Raw genomic sequence first — 17,216 nt, 5'->3', positions numbered from 1 at the left:
CGCAGGGCCCTGCGAACAGACCATATCTTTTGTGCGGAAATATCCTCGGGGGTCCGGGGGCAGACAGCCCCCGGCCTTTCCCTGTCGCGCTGAGGATGCGTTACAGCCATTCCGGTATGCTATCGCGCGACAACATATCCTCATATGTCGGCCGCGCCCTGATGACGGCGAATTGATCGCCATTGACCAGAACCTCGGGCACCAGAGGCCGCGAATTATACTCGGACGCCATCACCGCACCGTAAGCCCCGGCCGAACGGAAGGCGATCAGATCCCCATCCGCCATCTCGGGCAAGGAGGTGCCCTTCTGGAAGGTATCGCCCGATTCGCAGATCGGGCCAACCACGTCGAAAGGCCGATAGGCACGGTCAAACGCAGGCTCGGTCACGGGAACGATGTCGTGATGCGCACCATACATGGCCGGACGCAGCAGATCGTTCATCGCCGCATCGACGATCAGGAAATCGCGCCCCTCGCCCTGTTTCACATAGATCACCTGCGACAGCAGCACCCCGGCATTGCCGACGATATTGCGCCCCGGCTCGATCTCGATCTCGCAGCCCAGATGGCCGACCGTGTCACGGATCACCTGCCCATATTCGATGGGCAAGGGCGGGGCGCTGTTGTCGCGGCGATAGGGAATGCCTAAGCCCCCCCCCAGATCCAGACGTGAGATCTCATGCCCGTCAGCCCGCAGGGCCCGGGTCAGTTCCGCCACCTTTCCATAGGCCTGACGATAGGGGTCCAGATCGGTCAGCTGGCTGCCGATATGCACATCGACCCCCACCACTTTCAGACCGGGCAGACGCGCCGCCTCGGCATAGACCTCGCGCGATCTGGCGATCGGGATGCCGAACTTGTTCTCGGATTTGCCGGTGGCGATCTTCTCATGCGTCCTGGCATCGACATCCGGGTTTACCCGGAGCGCAATCGGCACCTCGGCTCCCATCGAGGCCGCAACCTCGGACAGGGCGCGCAATTCAGGCTCGGATTCGACATTGAACTGCCGGATGCCGCCCGCGATGGTCATGCGCATCTCATCCCGCGTCTTGCCGACGCCGGAAAAGACGATGCGCTCACCGGGAACGCCCGCCGCACGCGCACGGGCATATTCACCGCCGGAGACCACATCCATCCCCGCACCCAGATCGCCCATCAGCTTCAGCACGGCCAGATTGCTGTTGGCCTTGACCGCGAAACAGACCAGATGCTCGGTCCAGTCCAGCGCCTGCTGAAACAGGCCGAAATGCCGGGTCAGCGTGGCGGTGGAATAGACATAGACGGGCGTGCCGACCTGCGCGGCGATGCGCGACAGCGGCACCTCTTCGGCGCACAGCACCCCGTCGCGATAGTTGAAGTGATCCATCACGACCCCGTGGTGACGCCGATGGTGCCATAGCCCGAGACAGAGACGCTGGACTGCGCCTCGGTCTTCGGCGCGGTCGCGGGCCGTTCAGGCGGGCCGTCCACACCGCAGCCCTGCAAGACCAGCAGCGCGGGCAGCGCGATGGTGGCAGCGACGATTTTCAGGCCTCTCATGCCAGTTTCTCCTTCCAGCGGGCGATCTGCGCGCGCACCTGATCGGGTGCGGTTCCGCCATAGCTTTGCCGCGAGGCGACCGAATTGTGAACGCCCAAAACGGAAAACACGTCATCGGTGATCGCCTCATGGACGGATTGCATCTGCTCCAGCGTCAGATCGGGCAGGTCGATGCCCTGTTCCTCGGCCATCGCCACCAGCGATCCGGTCACGTGATGCGCATCGCGGAAGGGCAGGCCCAGTTCGCGTACCAGCCAGTCGGCAAGATCCGTCGCGGTCGAGAAGCCGGTCGAGGCCGCGGCTTCCAACCTGTCGCGATTGGCGGTCAGGTCCGACAGCATCCCGGCCATTGCAGCCAGCGCCAGCATGAGGTGATCGGCGGCATCGAACACCTGTTCCTTATCCTCTTGCATGTCCTTGGAATAGGCCAGCGGCAGCCCCTTCATCACCGTGAACAGCGCCACATTCGCCCCCAGAATGCGGCCGATCTTGGCGCGGATCAACTCTGCCGCGTCCGGATTGCGCTTTTGCGGCATGATCGAGGATCCCGTGGACCATTTGTCCGACATCGACACGAAACGGAACTGGGCCGAGGACCAGATCACCAGCTCTTCCGCCAGCCGCGACAGATGCACGGCGCAGATGCTGGCCGAAGACAGGAATTCCAGCGCGAAATCGCGGTCGCTGACAGCATCAAGGCTGTTGGCCATGGGCCGGTCGAAACCAAGCGCCTGCGCGGTGGCTTCGCGGTCGATGGGATAGCCGGTTCCGGCCAGCGCAGCGGCACCCAAAGGCGATTCGTTCATCCGCCTGCGCGCATCCTGAAAGCGCGACAGATCGCGGCCGAACATCTCGACATAGGCCATCATGTGATGGCCCCAGGTCACCGGCTGCGCGGTTTGCAGATGGGTAAAGCCCGGCATCACCCAATCGGCCCCCGCCTCGGCCTGCGACAGGGCCGCGCGGATCAGCGCCTGCAGCCCCGAAATCGCCGCATCGCACTGATCGCGCACCCACAGCCGGAAATCGGTCGCCACCTGATCGTTGCGCGACCGGCCCGTGTGCAGACGGCCGGCAGGCTCTCCGATCAGCTTTTTCAGCCGCGCTTCGACATTCATGTGAATATCTTCCAGCGCGGTGGTGAAGGGAAATTCTCCGGCCTCGATCTCTGACAATACGGTGAGCAGGCCTTCCCCGATCGCCTTCGCATCGCTATCGCTGATGATGCCCTGCGCGGCCAACATGGCGGCATGGGCCCGGCTGCCTTGAATATCCTGGGCATAAAGTCGACGGTCGAACCCGATCGAGGCGTTGATCGCCTCCATGATCGCGTCCGGTCCGGCGGCAAAGCGTCCGCCCCACATGCTGTTGGCGGCGTCCTTGGTTTGGGGCCGGTCGGTCATTGATACGTCCTTCGGAGGTAATATGCTGCGTTCTGTTCTGCTTTATACGGCACTGGTTTTCGGTGCAAATGCCGCCTTTGCGCAGGAGGTGGACTGGAAGGCCGCGCAAGAGGCCGGGCTGGAAAAGCTGGTGCCAAGCGCGGATGCGCGGCCGCTGCCCGATATCGAATTCACCGACCCCGAAGGCAATGCCCACACCCTTGCCGATTACAAGGGTCAGGTGGTGCTGCTGAATTTCTGGGCAACCTGGTGCGCGCCCTGCCGGGAAGAAATGCCTTCGCTGGATCGTCTGCAGACGGAACTGGGCGGCGATGATTTTCAGGTCGTCCCTGTGGCGACCGGCCGCAACCCGCCCGAGAAGATCGACCGTTTCTTTCAGGAAAACGGCATCGAAAACCTGCCCGTCCTGCTGGATCCGCGGCAGCAGTTGGCGCGTGAGATGGCGGTGATCGGCCTGCCGGTGACGGTCCTGATCAATCGCGAAGGACAAGAGGTCGCGCGGCTTCTGGGCGATGCCGACTGGGCCAGCGAACCCGCGAAAGAGGTTATCCGGCAATTGATGGCCGACTGAGTTCCGCGTGACGCGGGCATCCGGTCATATGGTCGTTGACCATGCCGGTTGCCTGCATGAAGGCATAGACGATCACCGGTCCGCAGAAGTTGAAGCCGCGCTTTTTCAGCGCCTTTGACATCGCAATCGATTCGGGGGTCGAGGCCGGAACCTGTGACATATCGCTAAAATTGTTCTGAATTGGCGCGCCGCCGACAAAGGACCACAGCCAGGGCGCAAAGCCCTCGTCACGCTCGATCTCAAGGAAAAGCCGGGCGCCCTTGACGGTCGCCTCGATCTTGCCGCGATGGCGCACGATACCGGGATTCTGCAGCGCCTTTTCGATCCGCGCCTGATCCCATTTGGCGATCTTTTCAGGATCGAACTGGTCGAATTCCTCGCGAAAATCCTCGCGTTTGCGCAGGATCGTGATCCAGCTCAGCCCCGCCTGAAAGCCGTCCAGAACCAGCTTTTCCCACAGGGCGCGCGGGTCATGTTCCGGCACGCCCCATTCCTCATCGTGATAGGCCACGTAAAGCGGGTCCGTGCCACACCAGGTGCAATGGCTGCTCATGATCCGTTAACCTCTTTTCCCGAAAACACTGCGAATTTACGCGTTTTTAGGGGATCATCTTCAACAATCAAAGCAGAACAATTCCCAAGACCTTCGAGGTTCGACGTGACAAACGGCACCCCGCCCGCAAAAACTTCGCCGCTGGATCATGCGATCAACCGACAGGACCAGCTGACATTGCCCGCCGTGAAGGCGGCAGTGACCCGCGGGAATGGCGTCCTGGCCTTCCAGCCTATCGTACAGGCGGAACGAACCGGGCGGCCGGCCTTTTACGAAGGGCTGATCCGGATCATTGACGATACCGGCCGCATCGTGCCGCTGCGCGATTTCATGCCGATTGCCGAAACCACCGAACTGGGGCGGCAGATCGACTGCCTGTCGCTGACGCTGGGCATCAATGCGCTGCTGGAAAACCCGGTCCTGCGGCTGTCGATCAACATGTCGGCGCGCTCCATCGATTATCCCGAATGGATGGATACCTTGCGCAGCTGCATCGCCAACGACCCAAGTGTGGGAGAGCGGCTGATCCTGGAAGTCACCGAAAGCTCGGCCATGGATATGCCGGATCAGGTCAATACCTTCATGCGTGAGGTGCATCGCTTCGGCATCAGCCTGGCGCTGGACGATTTCGGCGCGGGATATACCTCATTCCGCTATCTGCGCGATTTCTGCTTCGACATGATCAAGATCGATGGGCAATTCATCCGCAATATCACCGAAAACCGCGACAATCAGGTGCTGACACGTGCGCTGATGTCGATCGCACAGCATTTCGACATGTTCACCGTGGCGGAATGGGTCGAAACTGCGGATGACGCGCGTTTCCTGATCGAAAACGGCATCGACTGCATGCAGGGATATTATTTCGGCGCGCCGACGATTGCGCCGCCATGGCGCTCTCCTCCGACGGCGGCGGTGCGCTGACTGCGGCGCGACAACTGGTCCCAGCGGCGCCCCCGCGAACAGCGATCTGCTTGACGCGGCGGCACGAACCCGCATCCTAGCGACGATTCGCCATCTTGGTGTCGCTGGGAAGGAGCCCGTTATGACCAAAGCCGTTATCGTATCCGCCGCCCGTACTCCGGTCGGCAGTTTCCTTGGATCTTTTGCCAACGTCCCTGCCCACGACCTTGGCGCGACCGTGCTGAAAGAAGTCGTCGCCCGCGCCGGTGTTGATCCTGCCGAAGTCAGTGAGACCATTCTGGGTCAGGTTCTGACCGCCGCACAGGGACAGAACCCCGGCCGCCAGGCGCATATCAATGCGGGCCTGCCCAAGGAATCGGCGGCCTGGGTGCTGAACCAGGTCTGCGGCTCGGGCCTGCGCGCCGTGGCGCTGGCCGCCCAGCAGGTCAGCCTTGGCGACGCCGATGTGGTCATTGCCGGCGGGCAGGAAAGCATGTCGCTGTCGCCCCACGCCTCTTATCTGCGCTCGGGCCAGAAAATGGGCGACATGAAAGCCGTCGACACGATGATCAAGGACGGTCTCTGGGACGCGTTCAACAATTACCACATGGGCCAGACCGCAGAGAATGTCGCCGAAAAGTGGCAGATCACCCGTGAACAGCAGGATGAATTCGCCGTCGCCTCGCAGAACAAGGCCGAAGCGGCGCAGAATGCCGGCAAGTTCGACGATGAGATCGTTGGCTATACGGTCAAGACCCGCAAGGGCGATATCGTCGTCGACAAGGACGAATATATCCGCCACGGCGCTACGCTGGAGGCGATGCAGAAGCTGCGCCCGGCCTTTACCAAGGATGGCACGGTGACGGCCGGCAACGCATCGGGCCTGAACGATGGCGCGGCGGCGGTCATGGTCATGTCCGAAGATGAGGCCGCCCGCCGGGGTCTGACCCCGCTGGCGCGGATCGCCTCTTACGCGACGGCGGGTCTGGATCCGGCGATCATGGGCGTCGGCCCGGTCTATGCCAGCCGCAAGGCGCTGGAAAAGGCGGGCTGGTCGGTCGACGATCTGGACCTTGTCGAGGCGAACGAAGCCTTTGCCGCACAGGCGCTGGCGGTGAACAAGGAAATGGGCTGGAACCCCGACATCGTGAACGTGAACGGCGGCGCCATCGCCATCGGCCACCCGATCGGCGCCTCCGGCGCGCGCATTCTGAACACCCTGATCTTCGAAATGGCCCGCCGCGACGCCAAGAAGGGCATTGCGACCCTGTGCATCGGCGGCGGCATGGGAGTTGCCCTGTGCCTTGAGCGGTAAAAACAAATCGGCTGCGCAATGATGTTGCGCAGCCGGTCTCATTTCGATAGCAAGATTTCAAGATCACAATTCTTTTGGGGGAGACTAAATGTCCAAAGTTGCAATTGTCACAGGCGGTTCGCGCGGTATCGGCGCTGCGATCTCTAAGGCGTTGAAGGATGCGGGCTATACCGTGGCGGCGAATTATGCCGGCAATGACGACGCAGCGAAGGCGTTCACGGATGAGACCGGGATCAAGACCTATAAGTGGTCGGTCGCAGATTACGACGCCTGCGCCGCAGGCATCAAGCAGGTCGAGGAAGAACTGGGTCCCGTCGCGGTGCTGGTGAACAATGCCGGGATCACGCGCGATGCGATGTTCCACAAGATGACGCCGCAGCAGTGGAAAGAGGTGATCGACACCAACCTGACGGGCGTGTTCAACATGACCCATCCCATCTGGGGCGGCATGCGTGACCGCAAATTCGGCCGGGTCATCAATATCAGCTCGATCAATGGCCAGAAGGGTCAGGCCGGTCAGGCCAACTATTCCGCCGCGAAGGCGGGCGATATCGGCCTGACCAAGGCGCTGGCGCAGGAGGGCGCGCGTGCAGGCATCACCGTCAACGCCATCGCCCCCGGCTATATCGGGACCGAGATGGTGCGTGCGATTGACGAAAAAGTCCTGAACGAGCGAATCATTCCGCAGATTCCGGTCGGTCGCCTGGGCGAGCCCGAAGAAATCGCGCGCGCGGTGGTTTTCCTGGCGTCTGACGATGCAGGCTTCATCACCGGGTCGACCATCAGCGCGAATGGCGGTCAGTTCTTCGTCTGATCCGGCCCGCGGCTGAAACGAAAGCGGCCCGCGCGATCTGCGCGGGCCTTTTTTGTATTTCTGTGACAGGTCAACTCGCTAGTGGGACAGTCGGGAAATCTCTTCCTTCAGACGAAGCTTCTCCCGTTTCATCTCGGTAATTTCCATCGTGCTTGCACCGGGACTTCTTTGTGCCTTTTCAACGGCATCCGAAAGAACCTGGTGCTTTCTGCGCAGCTCCTCGACATGGGAAGCAACCGACATCGCGTCCTCCTGTATAAGTTGTGTCGAACAAGTGGATTTCAGCACAGGAATCCCTTTATGTCACGAGACTTTTGCAAACAGACTTGTGATCGGTTGACCTTCGCGCAAGACGGCGGATGCGGCGGGGCTCAGGTCTTCGGCATCCCGCTGATGCATCAGGTTTTCATGCATGATGAACGGGGCCAGAAGCCGCAGCGGGCCACGGGCGCCCTTGCGCGCGGTCAGGATGATCCGTCCGGCCTCGCGGCCCGCGCGCGCAGCGATCGGCAGGATCACAAGATCTCCGGCGCGGTCCTGAAGCGTGGCGATCAGACGGTCCAGCCTGTCGGCGCGCTGGATCACGGTCAGCACCCCCCCGGGGCGCAGGCGGCGCAGGGCAATGTCGATCCAGATCTGCAAGGGCGTCTGTTCCTGCCGGGCCTGCGCGCGGCCCGGATCGGGGGCGGCGGTGCCGTCCAGGAAATAGGGCGGATTCGCAATCACATGATCAAAGCTCTCGCCCCTCAGATCGGCAGGCAGGGCGGCAAGATCAGCGGTGACGATCTTGCAGGGGATGCCATTCGCGGCAGCATTGCTACGGGCAAGATCGGCATAATCCTGTTGCCGCTCGATCCCGGTCAGGCGCAGGTCGGGAACCCGCCAGCCCAGCGACAGCAGCGCCACCCCTGCCCCGCAGCCCAGTTCCAGCACTGCCTGTCCGGGTCGCGCCGGGCAGGCCGCCGCCAGCATCACTGCATCCGCACCCGCGCGATAGCCGCGTCGCGGCTGTGCGATCTGCAGCCGCCCGCCCAGAAAGCCGTCAAGGCGAAGATCACTCATCCAGTCCCAGATCCCGCAGGATCGCACGGGCTATGAATTCATCGCGGTCGGCCACCATCAGCCGACGCGGCAGCACCCCGATGGATCCTTCCAGCACGCTGGTATGCTGGTCCATTTCGAATGAGGCGATCCCTTCACTTTCCAGCAGGCTGGAGGCGCGGGAAATCCTGACAGGATCGGTGCTGCGAAATAACTCTTTCATCCGCAAAACGTTACGCGGCGGTTGCGCAATTGTCGATGGCATGGCAATGCGATTGCGCAGAAACGGGATATGCTCATGGGTGTGAAGGAAGACGTCCAAAAACCGCTGGACCGCCTGTCAGAGGCCTTGGCTTCGGACATGGAGGCCGTGAATGCGCTGATCCGGCAGAAAATGCTGTCGCGCCACGCGCCGCGCATCCCCGAGGTCACGGCCCATCTGATCGAGGCGGGGGGCAAGCGCCTGCGGCCGCTGCTGACCCTGGCTTCAGCCCGGATGGTTGGCTATGACGGCCCCTATCACATCCATCTGGCCGCGACGGTGGAATTCATCCACACCGCCACGTTGCTGCATGATGATGTGGTCGATGAAAGCAGGCAGCGTCGTGGCCGGCCGACTGCGAATCTGCTGTGGGACAACAAATCCTCGGTTCTGGTCGGCGATTACCTGTTCGCCCGCAGCTTCCAGCTGATGGTCGAGCCGGGCAATCTGCGCACCCTGGAAATCCTGTCCAATGCCAGCGCCACGATTGCCGAGGGCGAGGTGCTGCAACTGACCGCTGCGCAGGATTTGCGCACGGATGAGGCGATTTACCTGCAGGTCGTGCGCGGCAAGACCGCTGCCCTGTTCTCTGCCGCGACCGAGGTGGGCGGCGTCATCGCCGACGCCCCGGCCGAGATGGTGCAGGCGCTGTTCGATTATGGGGACGCTTTGGGCATTGCGTTTCAGATCGTCGATGATGTGCTGGATTATGGCGGCGCAGCGGACACGATCGGCAAGAATGTCGGCGATGATTTCCGCGAGCGGAAGCTGACCCTGCCGGTCATCAAGGCCGTCGCTTTGGCCGACGCGGAAGAGCGTGCCTTCTGGCAGCGCACCATTGAACAGGGCGATCAGCGCGATGGCGATCTGGAGCATGCGCTGCACCTGCTGGCGCGGCATGGCGCGCTGGAAGCGGCGCGGATGAATGCGCTGAACTGGGCGGCCAAGGCCCGGCAGGCGCTGACCAAGCTGCCCCCGCATCCGATCCGCGACATGCTGTCGGAACTGGCCGATTTCGTGGTCAGCCGCGTCGCCTGATCGCAGCCATGATACGGGGCGGACCGCTGTTGCAGCCCGCCCCGCCCTGAAAAGATCGTCCGGATCCGGCTATTTTGCCTGAATGAAGTCGGGATAGGCCTCCATCCCCATTTCCGAAATATCCAGCCCGGTGATCTCGGATTCGGCATCGACGCGGATCCCCATGGTCGCCTTCAGCACCATCCACAGGATCAGGCTGGTCAGAAAGACGAAGGCGCCGATGGCTGCGATCCCGATGATCTGCGTCAGATAGCTTTTATCGGGATTGGTGGCCGGAACGACCAGCGTGCCCCAGACACCGGCGACCAGATGCACCGGGATCGCGCCCACCACATCGTCGATTTTCAGCCGGTCCAGCAGCGGCACCACCAACACCGCAATCACGCCGCCGACACCGCCGATCAGAACCGCCGCGAAGATGGACGGGGTCAAAGGCTCTGCCGTGATCGAGACCAGCCCGGCCAGCGCACCGTTCAGCACCATGGTCAGGTCAACCTTGCCGAAATAAAGCTGCGTCGTGACCATCGCGGCGACAGCCCCGGCCGAGGCGGCCATATTCGTATTCACGAAGATCCGGCTGACATCGGCCGCGTCATTGACCGTACCAATGGCCAGTTGCGAGGCGCCGTTGAAGCCGAACCAGCCCAGCCACAGGATAAAGGTGCCCAGGGTCGCCAGCGCCAGATTGGATCCGGGCATCGGCTGCATCCGGCCATCGGCACGGTATTTCCCGTGCCGCGCACCCAGAACCAGCGCCCCGGCCAGCGCTGCAAAACCCCCGGTCGCATGAACCAGCGTCGATCCGGCGAAATCGCCAAAACCCATTTCCGACAGCCAGCCGCCACCCCATTGCCAGCTTGCCTCGATGGGATAGATCAGACCCGTCAGCACCACGGTGAAGATGACAAAGGCCCAAAGCTTCACCCGCTCGGCCAGCGTTCCCGACACGATCGAGGCCGTGGTGGCGCAGAACATCAGCTGGAAGAAAAAGTCCGACCCGGACGAATAGCCATCCCCGACAACGGCCGAGGCGACGCCATCGACCGTTTTCGGCACGAAAAGCTGGCCGATCACGCCGGGAACGGTCCAGCCATCGCCCGGATACATCAGGTTATAGCCGACGATCCAATACATCAGCCCGGCAATGGAAAAGGCCGCGATATTCTTGAACAGCTGGGTGGTGACATTCTTGGACCTGACCAGCCCGGCCTCCAGCATGGCAAAGCCCGCAGCCATCCACATGACCAGAAAGCCGCCGATCAGGAACAGCAGCGTGTTGAAGATATAGGCGACCTCTGGCGTGACGGGCTCGGTTGCCTCTTGCGCGGCGGCGGGCAGTGCCGTCAGGGCCAGTATCGTCGCCAAAGACAGGAATGACGTCTTCATGGGATTACCTCAGCTTTCTTGATGCAGCCGCCGGTCCGGCTGCCGTCACGCCTTTGATCGGGACTTGGGCGCCCGTGGCACAAGTGAGGGGCCGCCTTTGCAGGTGCAGAAAAACCGATTGCCCAAAAAATAGCCGCTTATTGGACAGATCGCCGCGATTGCGGGCAAAAGCTGCGCCGCCAGCGCCGGACATGCCCGCAGAGCGCGCAGTCGCGGCAATCGGTCACATTTTGCTGCAGAAATTCACGGATTGGTCAGCCCAATTCCATCAGGGTGATTCTTCGTGTAAGGTAAAGCGCAATTTGGCCGGATTAACCGGTCTGGGCAGAACGCAGGCACCCTAAAGCTATGAAACGACCGACCGGCACTCCGAAGCGCACGGGCCGCAGCCCCGTTGCCGAAAAACGCAATCTGGCACCGACGCAGAAGACGAAAGAGACGAAATCCTCGACGGTTCGTCGGCACAAGCAGAAGCCGCGCGGAAACGTCGTTGTGCGGTCGATCGTGGGGACGGTCAACCTGATCTGGCGGATCATCTGGGGCTCGTTCTGGCGGCTGGCCATGGTGGTGCTGCTGATCGTGGGCGGCGCGACGGCCTATTACTATGCCAGCCTGCCCGAACCCGAGGATCTGTTCGACGCCCGCGCACGCGGTTCGGTCACGATGCTGGACAATCGCGGCGACGTCTTTGCCTGGCGGGGCGAGACGTTCGGAACAGTCTCCAGCGACAGGATCGCGCCGGTTCTGAAAGAGGCCGTGATCTCGACCGAGGACCGTCGCTTTTATGGCCATATGGGCATCAGCCCGCGCGGCATCGCCAGCGCCATCAAGATCAACCTGGCCGAAGGCCGCGGCGCGCTTGAGGGGAACGGTGGTTCGACCATCACCCAGCAGGTCGCGAAACTGCTTTGTCTGGGCGAAACTTTCGACCCGATCCGCTGGAAGAACGAGGCGGAATTCGAACAGGATTGCCGCGTCGGCTCGCTGTGGCGCAAGATCAAGGAAGTGCCTTACTCTTTCGCGCTGGAGGCCAAATATTCCAAGGATGACATCCTCAACATCTATATGAACCGCTCCTATCTGGGCGCCGGTGCGCGCGGGTTCGAGGCTGCAAGCCAGCGTTACTTCAACAAGCCGGCTTCGGATGTGAATGCCTCCGAGGCCGCGATGCTGGCAGGGCTGCTGAAGGCGCCCAGCTATTACGCACCAACCGCCAATCTGCAGCGGTCGCAGGACCGTGCGAATGTGATTCTGGGTCTGATGGGCGAACAGGATTACCTGACCGATGAAGAGGTCGCGCAGGCCCGCGCCCATCCCGCCGTGCTGTCACAGGCCGCCGCAGCGCGGGCCGGGGGGTATTTTGCGGATTGGGTCATGGAAACCGGTCCCGGCTTCCTGACCAGCGAAACCACCGAGGATGTCACCATCCGCACCACCTTCGACCAGCGCATTCAGCGCGCCGCAGAACGCGCGTTGAAGCGGGTCTTTGACGAAAAGGTCGCGCCGGGCAGCAAGGCCGAGGCTGCCGTCGTCGTCATGTCGGCCGATGGCGCGGTCCGCGCCATGATCGGCGGGCGCGACACCACGGTGAACGGCGTCTTCAACCGCGCCATTCAGGCCAAGCGCCAGACCGGATCCAGCTTCAAACCCTTCGTTTACGCGGCCGCGCTTGAGGCGGGCTATTCCCCCTCGACGATGATCGAGGACGGGCCGCTGACCATCCGCATTCCGGGCGGGCGCAGCTGGTCGCCCAAGAACTATACCCGCCGTTTCTATGGCAGCGTCAGCCTGACCACGGCGCTCAAGAAATCGCTGAACACGGCGACGATTCGCCTGCAAGAGGCGGTTGGCCGCGAGGCCGTGCGCCGCGTCGCGCATGATTTCGGCATCGTCAGCAATCTGACCACCAGCCCGTCACTTGGCCTTGGCGCGTCCGAGGCGACGCTGCTGGAACTGACCGGCTCTTATGCCGGGATCCGCAATGGCGGCACCTCGGTCGCGCCCTATGGCCTGATCGAGCTGCGCATCAAGGGCGACGATCAGCCGCTGATGGGACAGGCCGGCGGTCTGGGCGCGCGGGTGATCAGCCAGCGCGCGGCGGGTCAGCTGATCTATATGATGCAGCAGGTGATCGACAGCGGCACTGGCGGGCGCGCCAAGATGGGCAGCCGCCCGGTCGCAGGCAAGACCGGAACCACCAGCAGCTATCGCGACGCCTGGTTCGTGGGCTTTTCCGAACAATATGTCACCGGCGTCTGGATGGGCTATGACGACAATACGCCGCTGAAAGGCGTGACCGGCGGCGGTCTGCCGGCCGAGATCTGGCAGGCGGTGATGACCGATATCCATGAAGGTCTGCCGGAACTGCCGCTTTCGACGGTGTCCCCCGATGGCAGCGGTATCATCCTGTCGGGCGATAATGGCGGCCCCAAGGTCGTGACCTCTGGTTCGGCGGATGATCCGCTGGCGGCGGCGCTGGCAGGGGTCATCAACAGCTCGGGTCAGGGCGGCCAGCCGCCCGCGAATGGGGACGCGCCCACCGCACCGCGCACCCCGGGCAGCAGCACCGAGGCCAATTCGGACGATGCGCTGACACGCGCGCTGAACGGAATCCTGGGTGGAAACTGATCCGCCCGGCGCGACGACGACAAGCGGGTGATCGTCACAGGCGATCATCCGCCCCGGCACCAGGCGCTCTGGTTGCAAAAGCCCGTTTCCTGCCGCGACGGCCAGGCCCGCTTGGGTTCCGCGCATCTGCGATCCGGCCTCAAAATCCACAAAAAACCGTGAAAATCAGTCGCCCGGCGCATCCGCGCTTGGCGCATCCTTGCCTGTACCTGTCTTCCTGCATAGACCCGACAACAAATGTTTGATCGCCTGTCTCATTCTCTATATTGGCGATTTGCTTCGAAGATGTGAGCTAGTCGGCTTAGGCTTTACTGAATTTTTCTATATACGACGCTATAAGACCGGACGGGACGTGGACTGAGAAGATGCATACGGGAACGCTGTCACCCAGATTTCAATGCGACAGATGTCCGGCCAAGGAACAACAAGGACGCTTAACCAATGAGTAAGCCACCGGCCAATCACCAGGGCCTCAAGGAATTACGACAGGCGCGATCGATCGGCAGTCGCCTGTTTCTGTCGATCGCTGTCTTCTCGGCCATCGTCAACCTGCTGATGCTGACCGGCCCGCTGTTCATGCTGCAGGTCTATGACCGGGTGCTTGGCTCTCGTTCGGTGGAAACGCTGACCGCGCTGTTCGTGCTGGTCGTTTTCCTGTTCCTGCTGATGGGGGTTGTCGATCTGATCCGGACCCGGGTGATGCAGCGCGTTGCCGCCCGGTTTCAGGACCGTCTGGAAGGCCGTGTCTTCACCGCCGCCCTGCGCGAAGGCGCGGTCAGCGGCGACGAATCGGCCGCAACGGCCAGCGGTCTGCGCGATCTGGACGCCGTCCAGCGGCTGATCGGATCGCCGGTGATCCTGGCGATCTTCGACCTGCCCTGGGCACCGCTGTTCCTTGCGGCCGTCTATATCTTCCACCCCTTCCTGGGGGTCGTGGCCACCATTGGCGGCGGCATCCTTGTGGTCTCGACCTTCGCCAACCGGATGCTGAGCAAGGCACCGCTGCAGCAGTCGAACGCCTATTCGGCGCAGGCGCAGCGCATGGCCGATCTGTATCGCGACGAGGGCGAGGTGATCAGCGCCCTGGGCATGCGCGGCGCCACCTATACCCGCTGGCGCAAGGCCCGGGCCGAGGCGCAAGAGCAGGCCGTGAAGGGCGCCGATGTCGCCTCGGGCTTCACGGTGTTTTCCAAAAGCTTCCGCCTGTTCCTGCAAAGCGCGCTGCTGGCCGCCGGTGCCTGGCTGGTGCTGCAACAGGAAATAACGCCCGGCGCGATGATTGCCAGCTCCATCATGATGGGCCGTGCGCTGGCGCCGATTGAACAGATCGTTGGCGGCTGGCCGATGATCCAGGGGGCACAGGACGCCTGGGCCCGTTTGGCCAACCTGCTGTCCAAACAGCCGCAACAGGCGCAACTGACACCCCTGCCCCGCCCCGAGGCGCAACTGGAGGTTCGCCAGCTCAGCGTGGCGCCTCCGGGTCAGAACAATGCGACGGTTCGCAATGTGACCTTTGGCGTCGGCCCCGGGCAGGCGCTTGGCGTCATCGGCCCCTCGGGCGCGGGTAAATCCACGCTGGCGCGGGCGCTGATCGGTGCATGGCCAGTGGGTGCCGGAACGATCCGGCTGGGCGGCGCGACGCTGGATCAATATGATCCGGATGTGCTGGGCAATCTGATCGGCTATCTGCCGCAGCAGGTGACGCTTTTCGACGGCACCATCGCCGAAAACATCGCCCGGCTGTCGCCCGAACCCGACCCCGAACGCGTCGTTCGTGCCGCGCAGGCGGCGGCCGCGCATCAGATGATCCTGGACCTGCCCAATGGCTATGACACCCGGATCAGCCAAAGCATCGGTCGCCTGTCCGGCGGCCAGATCCAGCGAATCGGCCTGGCCCGCGCGCTTTATCCCGATCCGGTGCTGCTGGTGCTGGATGAACCGAACTCGAATCTCGACAATCAGGGTTCAGAGGCGCTGAATGCCGCAATTCGCCGCGTCAAGGCGCAGGGCGGCGTCGTCATCATCATGGCCCACCGCCCCGCGGCCATCAATGAATGCGAGGTGTTGCTGGTCATGGAGCAGGGAATGCGGCGCGCCTTCGGGCCACGTGACAAGGTCTTGCAGGAAATGGTTCAGAACTCGCAACAGATCATGAAGGCGCAGGAAGCCGGCAAAGCAGGAGGCGTGTCGTGAGCGACGAAGACCGCAAGGGCGACAGCCCGGCCAAGGCCAATGGCGACGCGCCAGCCCCCAAGCAGCCCTCTCGTCCGCAAACGGGGCTTTTCTCCAGCCGCATCGGCCCGCCCCTGCCCGCACAGGGCGAAGCGGCCCCCGCCGCCTCAACAGCCGAGAAGAAGGCCGCGGGCGCGGGCACACCGCTGGGCAAGATCAGCCCGACCCAACCCACGCAAGCGGCCTCTCCTCCTCCACCGCCGCCCCCGATCACGCCGCCCGATCCGAATCGCTGGTCCAGCCGGACCGCGTTGATCGTCGGCTTCGTCGCGGTATTCGTGCTGTTCGGCGGCTTCTTCCTGTGGGCCATGACCAGCCAGATCGCCGGCGCCGTCGTCGCCAGCGGCCAGGTCGAGGTCGAACAGCAACGGCAGGTCGTCCAGCATCCCGATGGCGGCGTGGTCGAGAAGATCGAGGTCAAGGATGGCGCCGAGGTCGAAGCGGGGCAATTGCTGATCCAGTTGGATGGCACCCTGCTGCAAACCGAACTGGCCATCGTCGAAGGGCAATATTTCGAAATCCTCGCCCGTCGCGGCCGTCTTGAGGCCGAGCGGAACGATATCGAAACCCTGACCTTCCCCGAAGAGGTGGTCGAGGTCGCGAAGACCCGTCAGCAGGTCGCCGATCTGATCACCGGTCAGCGGAACCTGTTCGAAAAGCGCGGCGATACGCTGCATAAATCCATAGAGCAGCTTGAGAAACAGTCCGAACAGGTCGAAAAGCAGGTCGAGGGCATCGACGCGCAGATCGCGGCCCTCGCGCGGCAGCGCGAATTGATCGGTGAAGAGCTTGAAGATCAGGAATCGCTGTTCGAACGCGGTCTTGCGCAGGCGTCGCGCGTTCTGGCCCTGCAGCGGGAAGCCGTTCGTCTGGACGGTCAGCTTGGCGAATTGAACGCCAGCCGCGCCTCGGCCGAGACGCGTCAGACCGAACTGGAAATCCAGCGCCTTCGCCTTGGATCAGAGCGCCGCGAAGAGGCCGAGACCGAATTGCGAGAGCTGGGCTATCGCGAATTGGAACTGGCGGAACGGCGGCGCGGCCTGATCGAACAGATCAACCGTCTGGACATCCGCGCCCCGGTGGCCGGGATCGTCTATAACATGCAGGTCACCACGCCCCGCTCGGTCGTGCGCCCGGCAGATCCGCTGCTTTACCTGATCCCGCAGGACCGGCCGCTGGTGATCGGCGCGCGTGTGCAGACGATTCATGTCGATGAGATCCATCCAGGTCAGGAAGTCGTGCTGCGCTTTTCGGCCTTCTCCTCACGCACGACGCCCGAGATCGACGGCACGCTGCTGCGCGTCTCGGCCGATGCGCTGATGGATGAGGCCACGCAGATGCCCTATTACCGCGCCGAGGTCACAATCGCACCGGAAGAGCTTGAGAAGCTGGACGGGCTGGCCCTGATCCCCGGCATGCCGGTCGAGGTCTATATCCAGACGGGCGAGCGCAGCCCGATGGCCTATCTTGTCAAGCCGATGGCCGATTACTTCAACCGCGCCTTCCGCGACAATTGACCCTGTCGGGGCCG

16 protein-coding genes are annotated in these 17,216 nt (G+C 62.9%); 8 read left to right on the top strand and 8 right to left on the bottom strand.

What is annotated here, in order from left to right:
- Nucleotides 1–100 precede the first annotated feature (100 nt).
- Genes lysA through argH form a run of 3 tightly spaced genes read right to left on the bottom strand, consistent with a single transcriptional unit; the run spans nt 101 to nt 2,942 of the window.
- Complete coding sequence (gene lysA, locus JHX87_RS14295; RefSeq protein WP_271885558.1) at nt 101–1,366, bottom strand: diaminopimelate decarboxylase; 1,266 nt, start codon at nt 1,364–1,366, stop codon at nt 101–103.
- Nucleotides 1,366–1,539, bottom strand: coding sequence for a hypothetical protein (locus JHX87_RS14290; protein WP_271885559.1), 174 nt, complete (start codon nt 1,537–1,539; stop codon nt 1,366–1,368). The genes lysA and JHX87_RS14290 overlap by 1 nt, the downstream gene beginning before the upstream one ends.
- Nucleotides 1,536–2,942: an argininosuccinate lyase gene (argH, locus tag JHX87_RS14285; protein WP_271885560.1), complete on the bottom strand. Its 1,407-nt coding sequence runs from the start codon at nt 2,940–2,942 to the stop codon at nt 1,536–1,538. Before argH ends, JHX87_RS14290 begins: the two co-directional genes overlap by 4 nt.
- A gap of 22 nt (nt 2,943–2,964) precedes the next feature.
- Between argH and JHX87_RS14280 the strand changes: the two genes are divergently transcribed.
- A complete protein-coding gene (locus JHX87_RS14280; protein WP_271885561.1) occupies nt 2,965–3,513 on the top strand; it encodes a TlpA family protein disulfide reductase in 549 nt (182 codons plus the stop codon).
- Here the strand turns inward: JHX87_RS14280 and JHX87_RS14275 are convergent.
- Nucleotides 3,488–4,066, bottom strand: a complete 579-nt coding sequence (locus tag JHX87_RS14275) for a DNA-3-methyladenine glycosylase I (protein ID WP_271885562.1) — start codon at nt 4,064–4,066, stop codon at nt 3,488–3,490. The two genes, JHX87_RS14280 and JHX87_RS14275, sit on opposite strands and share 26 nt — an antisense overlap.
- A gap of 105 nt (nt 4,067–4,171) precedes the next feature.
- Here JHX87_RS14275 and JHX87_RS14270 point away from each other — a divergent pair, with 105 nt between their 5' ends.
- From JHX87_RS14270 to phbB, 3 genes are all read left to right on the top strand, one after another.
- Nucleotides 4,172–4,990 carry an EAL domain-containing protein gene (locus JHX87_RS14270; RefSeq protein ID WP_271885563.1) on the top strand — a complete coding sequence of 273 codons (819 nt, stop codon included), beginning with the start codon at nt 4,172–4,174 and terminating at the stop codon, nt 4,988–4,990.
- Nucleotides 4,991–5,111: 121 nt separating this feature from the next.
- On the top strand, nt 5,112–6,284 hold the full coding sequence (locus tag JHX87_RS14265) for an acetyl-CoA C-acetyltransferase (protein ID WP_271885564.1): 1,173 nt from the start codon (nt 5,112–5,114) through the stop codon (nt 6,282–6,284).
- 88 nt (nt 6,285–6,372) lie between these two features.
- Nucleotides 6,373–7,098: an acetoacetyl-CoA reductase gene (phbB, locus tag JHX87_RS14260; protein ID WP_271885565.1), complete on the top strand. Its 726-nt coding sequence runs from the start codon at nt 6,373–6,375 to the stop codon at nt 7,096–7,098.
- Between the two features lie 78 nt (nt 7,099–7,176).
- Here the strand turns inward: phbB and JHX87_RS14255 are convergent, their stop codons facing one another.
- Genes JHX87_RS14255 through JHX87_RS14245 form a run of 3 tightly spaced genes read right to left on the bottom strand, consistent with a single transcriptional unit; the run spans nt 7,177 to nt 8,362 of the window.
- Nucleotides 7,177–7,341, bottom strand: coding sequence for a YdcH family protein (locus JHX87_RS14255; RefSeq protein WP_271885566.1), 165 nt, complete (start codon nt 7,339–7,341; stop codon nt 7,177–7,179).
- 60 nt (nt 7,342–7,401) lie between these two features.
- The gene (locus tag JHX87_RS14250; RefSeq protein WP_271885567.1) at nt 7,402–8,160 is read right to left on the bottom strand and encodes a tRNA1(Val) (adenine(37)-N6)-methyltransferase; all 759 of its coding nucleotides are present in this window, start codon (nt 8,158–8,160) and stop codon (nt 7,402–7,404) included.
- Complete coding sequence (locus tag JHX87_RS14245) at nt 8,153–8,362, bottom strand: putative signal transducing protein (RefSeq protein ID WP_271885568.1); 210 nt, start codon at nt 8,360–8,362, stop codon at nt 8,153–8,155. The genes JHX87_RS14250 and JHX87_RS14245 overlap by 8 nt, the downstream gene beginning before the upstream one ends.
- 75 nt (nt 8,363–8,437) lie before the next feature.
- Here JHX87_RS14245 and JHX87_RS14240 point away from each other — a divergent pair, with 75 nt between their 5' ends.
- Nucleotides 8,438–9,439, top strand: coding sequence for a polyprenyl synthetase family protein (locus JHX87_RS14240; RefSeq protein ID WP_271885569.1), 1,002 nt, complete (start codon nt 8,438–8,440; stop codon nt 9,437–9,439).
- Nucleotides 9,440–9,508: 69 nt separating this feature from the next.
- Here the strand turns inward: JHX87_RS14240 and JHX87_RS14235 are convergent, their stop codons facing one another.
- Nucleotides 9,509–10,825: an ammonium transporter gene (locus JHX87_RS14235; protein WP_271885570.1), complete on the bottom strand. Its 1,317-nt coding sequence runs from the start codon at nt 10,823–10,825 to the stop codon at nt 9,509–9,511.
- A 348-nt stretch (nt 10,826–11,173) separates the two neighbouring features.
- Between JHX87_RS14235 and JHX87_RS14230 the strand changes: the two genes are divergently transcribed.
- The 3 genes from JHX87_RS14230 (at nt 11,174) to JHX87_RS14220 (ending at nt 17,202) form a co-directional block, all read left to right on the top strand.
- The gene (locus JHX87_RS14230) at nt 11,174–13,453 is read left to right on the top strand and encodes a transglycosylase domain-containing protein (RefSeq protein ID WP_271885571.1); all 2,280 of its coding nucleotides are present in this window, start codon (nt 11,174–11,176) and stop codon (nt 13,451–13,453) included.
- A gap of 441 nt (nt 13,454–13,894) precedes the next feature.
- Complete coding sequence (locus tag JHX87_RS14225; protein WP_271885572.1) at nt 13,895–15,646, top strand: type I secretion system permease/ATPase; 1,752 nt, start codon at nt 13,895–13,897, stop codon at nt 15,644–15,646.
- A gap of 248 nt (nt 15,647–15,894) precedes the next feature.
- On the top strand, nt 15,895–17,202 hold the full coding sequence (locus JHX87_RS14220; RefSeq protein ID WP_271885653.1) for an HlyD family type I secretion periplasmic adaptor subunit: 1,308 nt from the start codon (nt 15,895–15,897) through the stop codon (nt 17,200–17,202).
- The last annotated feature ends 14 nt before the right edge of the window (nt 17,203–17,216 follow it).

It is taken from the genome of Paracoccus fistulariae, assembly GCF_028553785.1.
Classification (GTDB): Bacteria; Pseudomonadota; Alphaproteobacteria; order Rhodobacterales; family Rhodobacteraceae; genus Paracoccus; species Paracoccus fistulariae.
The sequence above is the reverse complement of the archived record's forward strand: the minus strand, read 5'-3'. Positions and strand labels throughout refer to the sequence as shown.

Bases quoted from the DNA above. Each gene is read 5' to 3' on its own strand.
- JHX87_RS14290 (WP_271885559.1), bottom strand. From the start codon at position 1,539: ATGAGAGGCCTGAAAATCGTCGCTGCCACCATCGCGCTGCCCGCGCTG.
- JHX87_RS14235 (WP_271885570.1), bottom strand. From the start codon at position 10,825: ATGAAGACGTCATTCCTGTCTTTGGCGACGATACTGGCCCTGACGGCA.
- JHX87_RS14275 (WP_271885562.1), bottom strand. From the start codon at position 4,066: ATGAGCAGCCATTGCACCTGGTGTGGCACGGACCCGCTTTACGTGGCC.
- argH (WP_271885560.1), bottom strand. From the start codon at position 2,942: ATGACCGACCGGCCCCAAACCAAGGACGCCGCCAACAGCATGTGGGGC.
- JHX87_RS14225 (WP_271885572.1), top strand. From the start codon at position 13,895: ATGAGTAAGCCACCGGCCAATCACCAGGGCCTCAAGGAATTACGACAG.
- phbB (WP_271885565.1), top strand. From the start codon at position 6,373: ATGTCCAAAGTTGCAATTGTCACAGGCGGTTCGCGCGGTATCGGCGCT.
- JHX87_RS14265 (WP_271885564.1), top strand. From the start codon at position 5,112: ATGACCAAAGCCGTTATCGTATCCGCCGCCCGTACTCCGGTCGGCAGT.
- JHX87_RS14240 (WP_271885569.1), top strand. From the start codon at position 8,438: ATGGGTGTGAAGGAAGACGTCCAAAAACCGCTGGACCGCCTGTCAGAG.
- JHX87_RS14245 (WP_271885568.1), bottom strand. From the start codon at position 8,362: ATGAAAGAGTTATTTCGCAGCACCGATCCTGTCAGGATTTCCCGCGCC.
- JHX87_RS14280 (WP_271885561.1), top strand. From the start codon at position 2,965: ATGCTGCGTTCTGTTCTGCTTTATACGGCACTGGTTTTCGGTGCAAAT.
- JHX87_RS14255 (WP_271885566.1), bottom strand. From the start codon at position 7,341: ATGTCGGTTGCTTCCCATGTCGAGGAGCTGCGCAGAAAGCACCAGGTT.
- lysA (WP_271885558.1), bottom strand. From the start codon at position 1,366: ATGGATCACTTCAACTATCGCGACGGGGTGCTGTGCGCCGAAGAGGTG.
- JHX87_RS14230 (WP_271885571.1), top strand. From the start codon at position 11,174: ATGAAACGACCGACCGGCACTCCGAAGCGCACGGGCCGCAGCCCCGTT.
- JHX87_RS14250 (WP_271885567.1), bottom strand. From the start codon at position 8,160: ATGAGTGATCTTCGCCTTGACGGCTTTCTGGGCGGGCGGCTGCAGATC.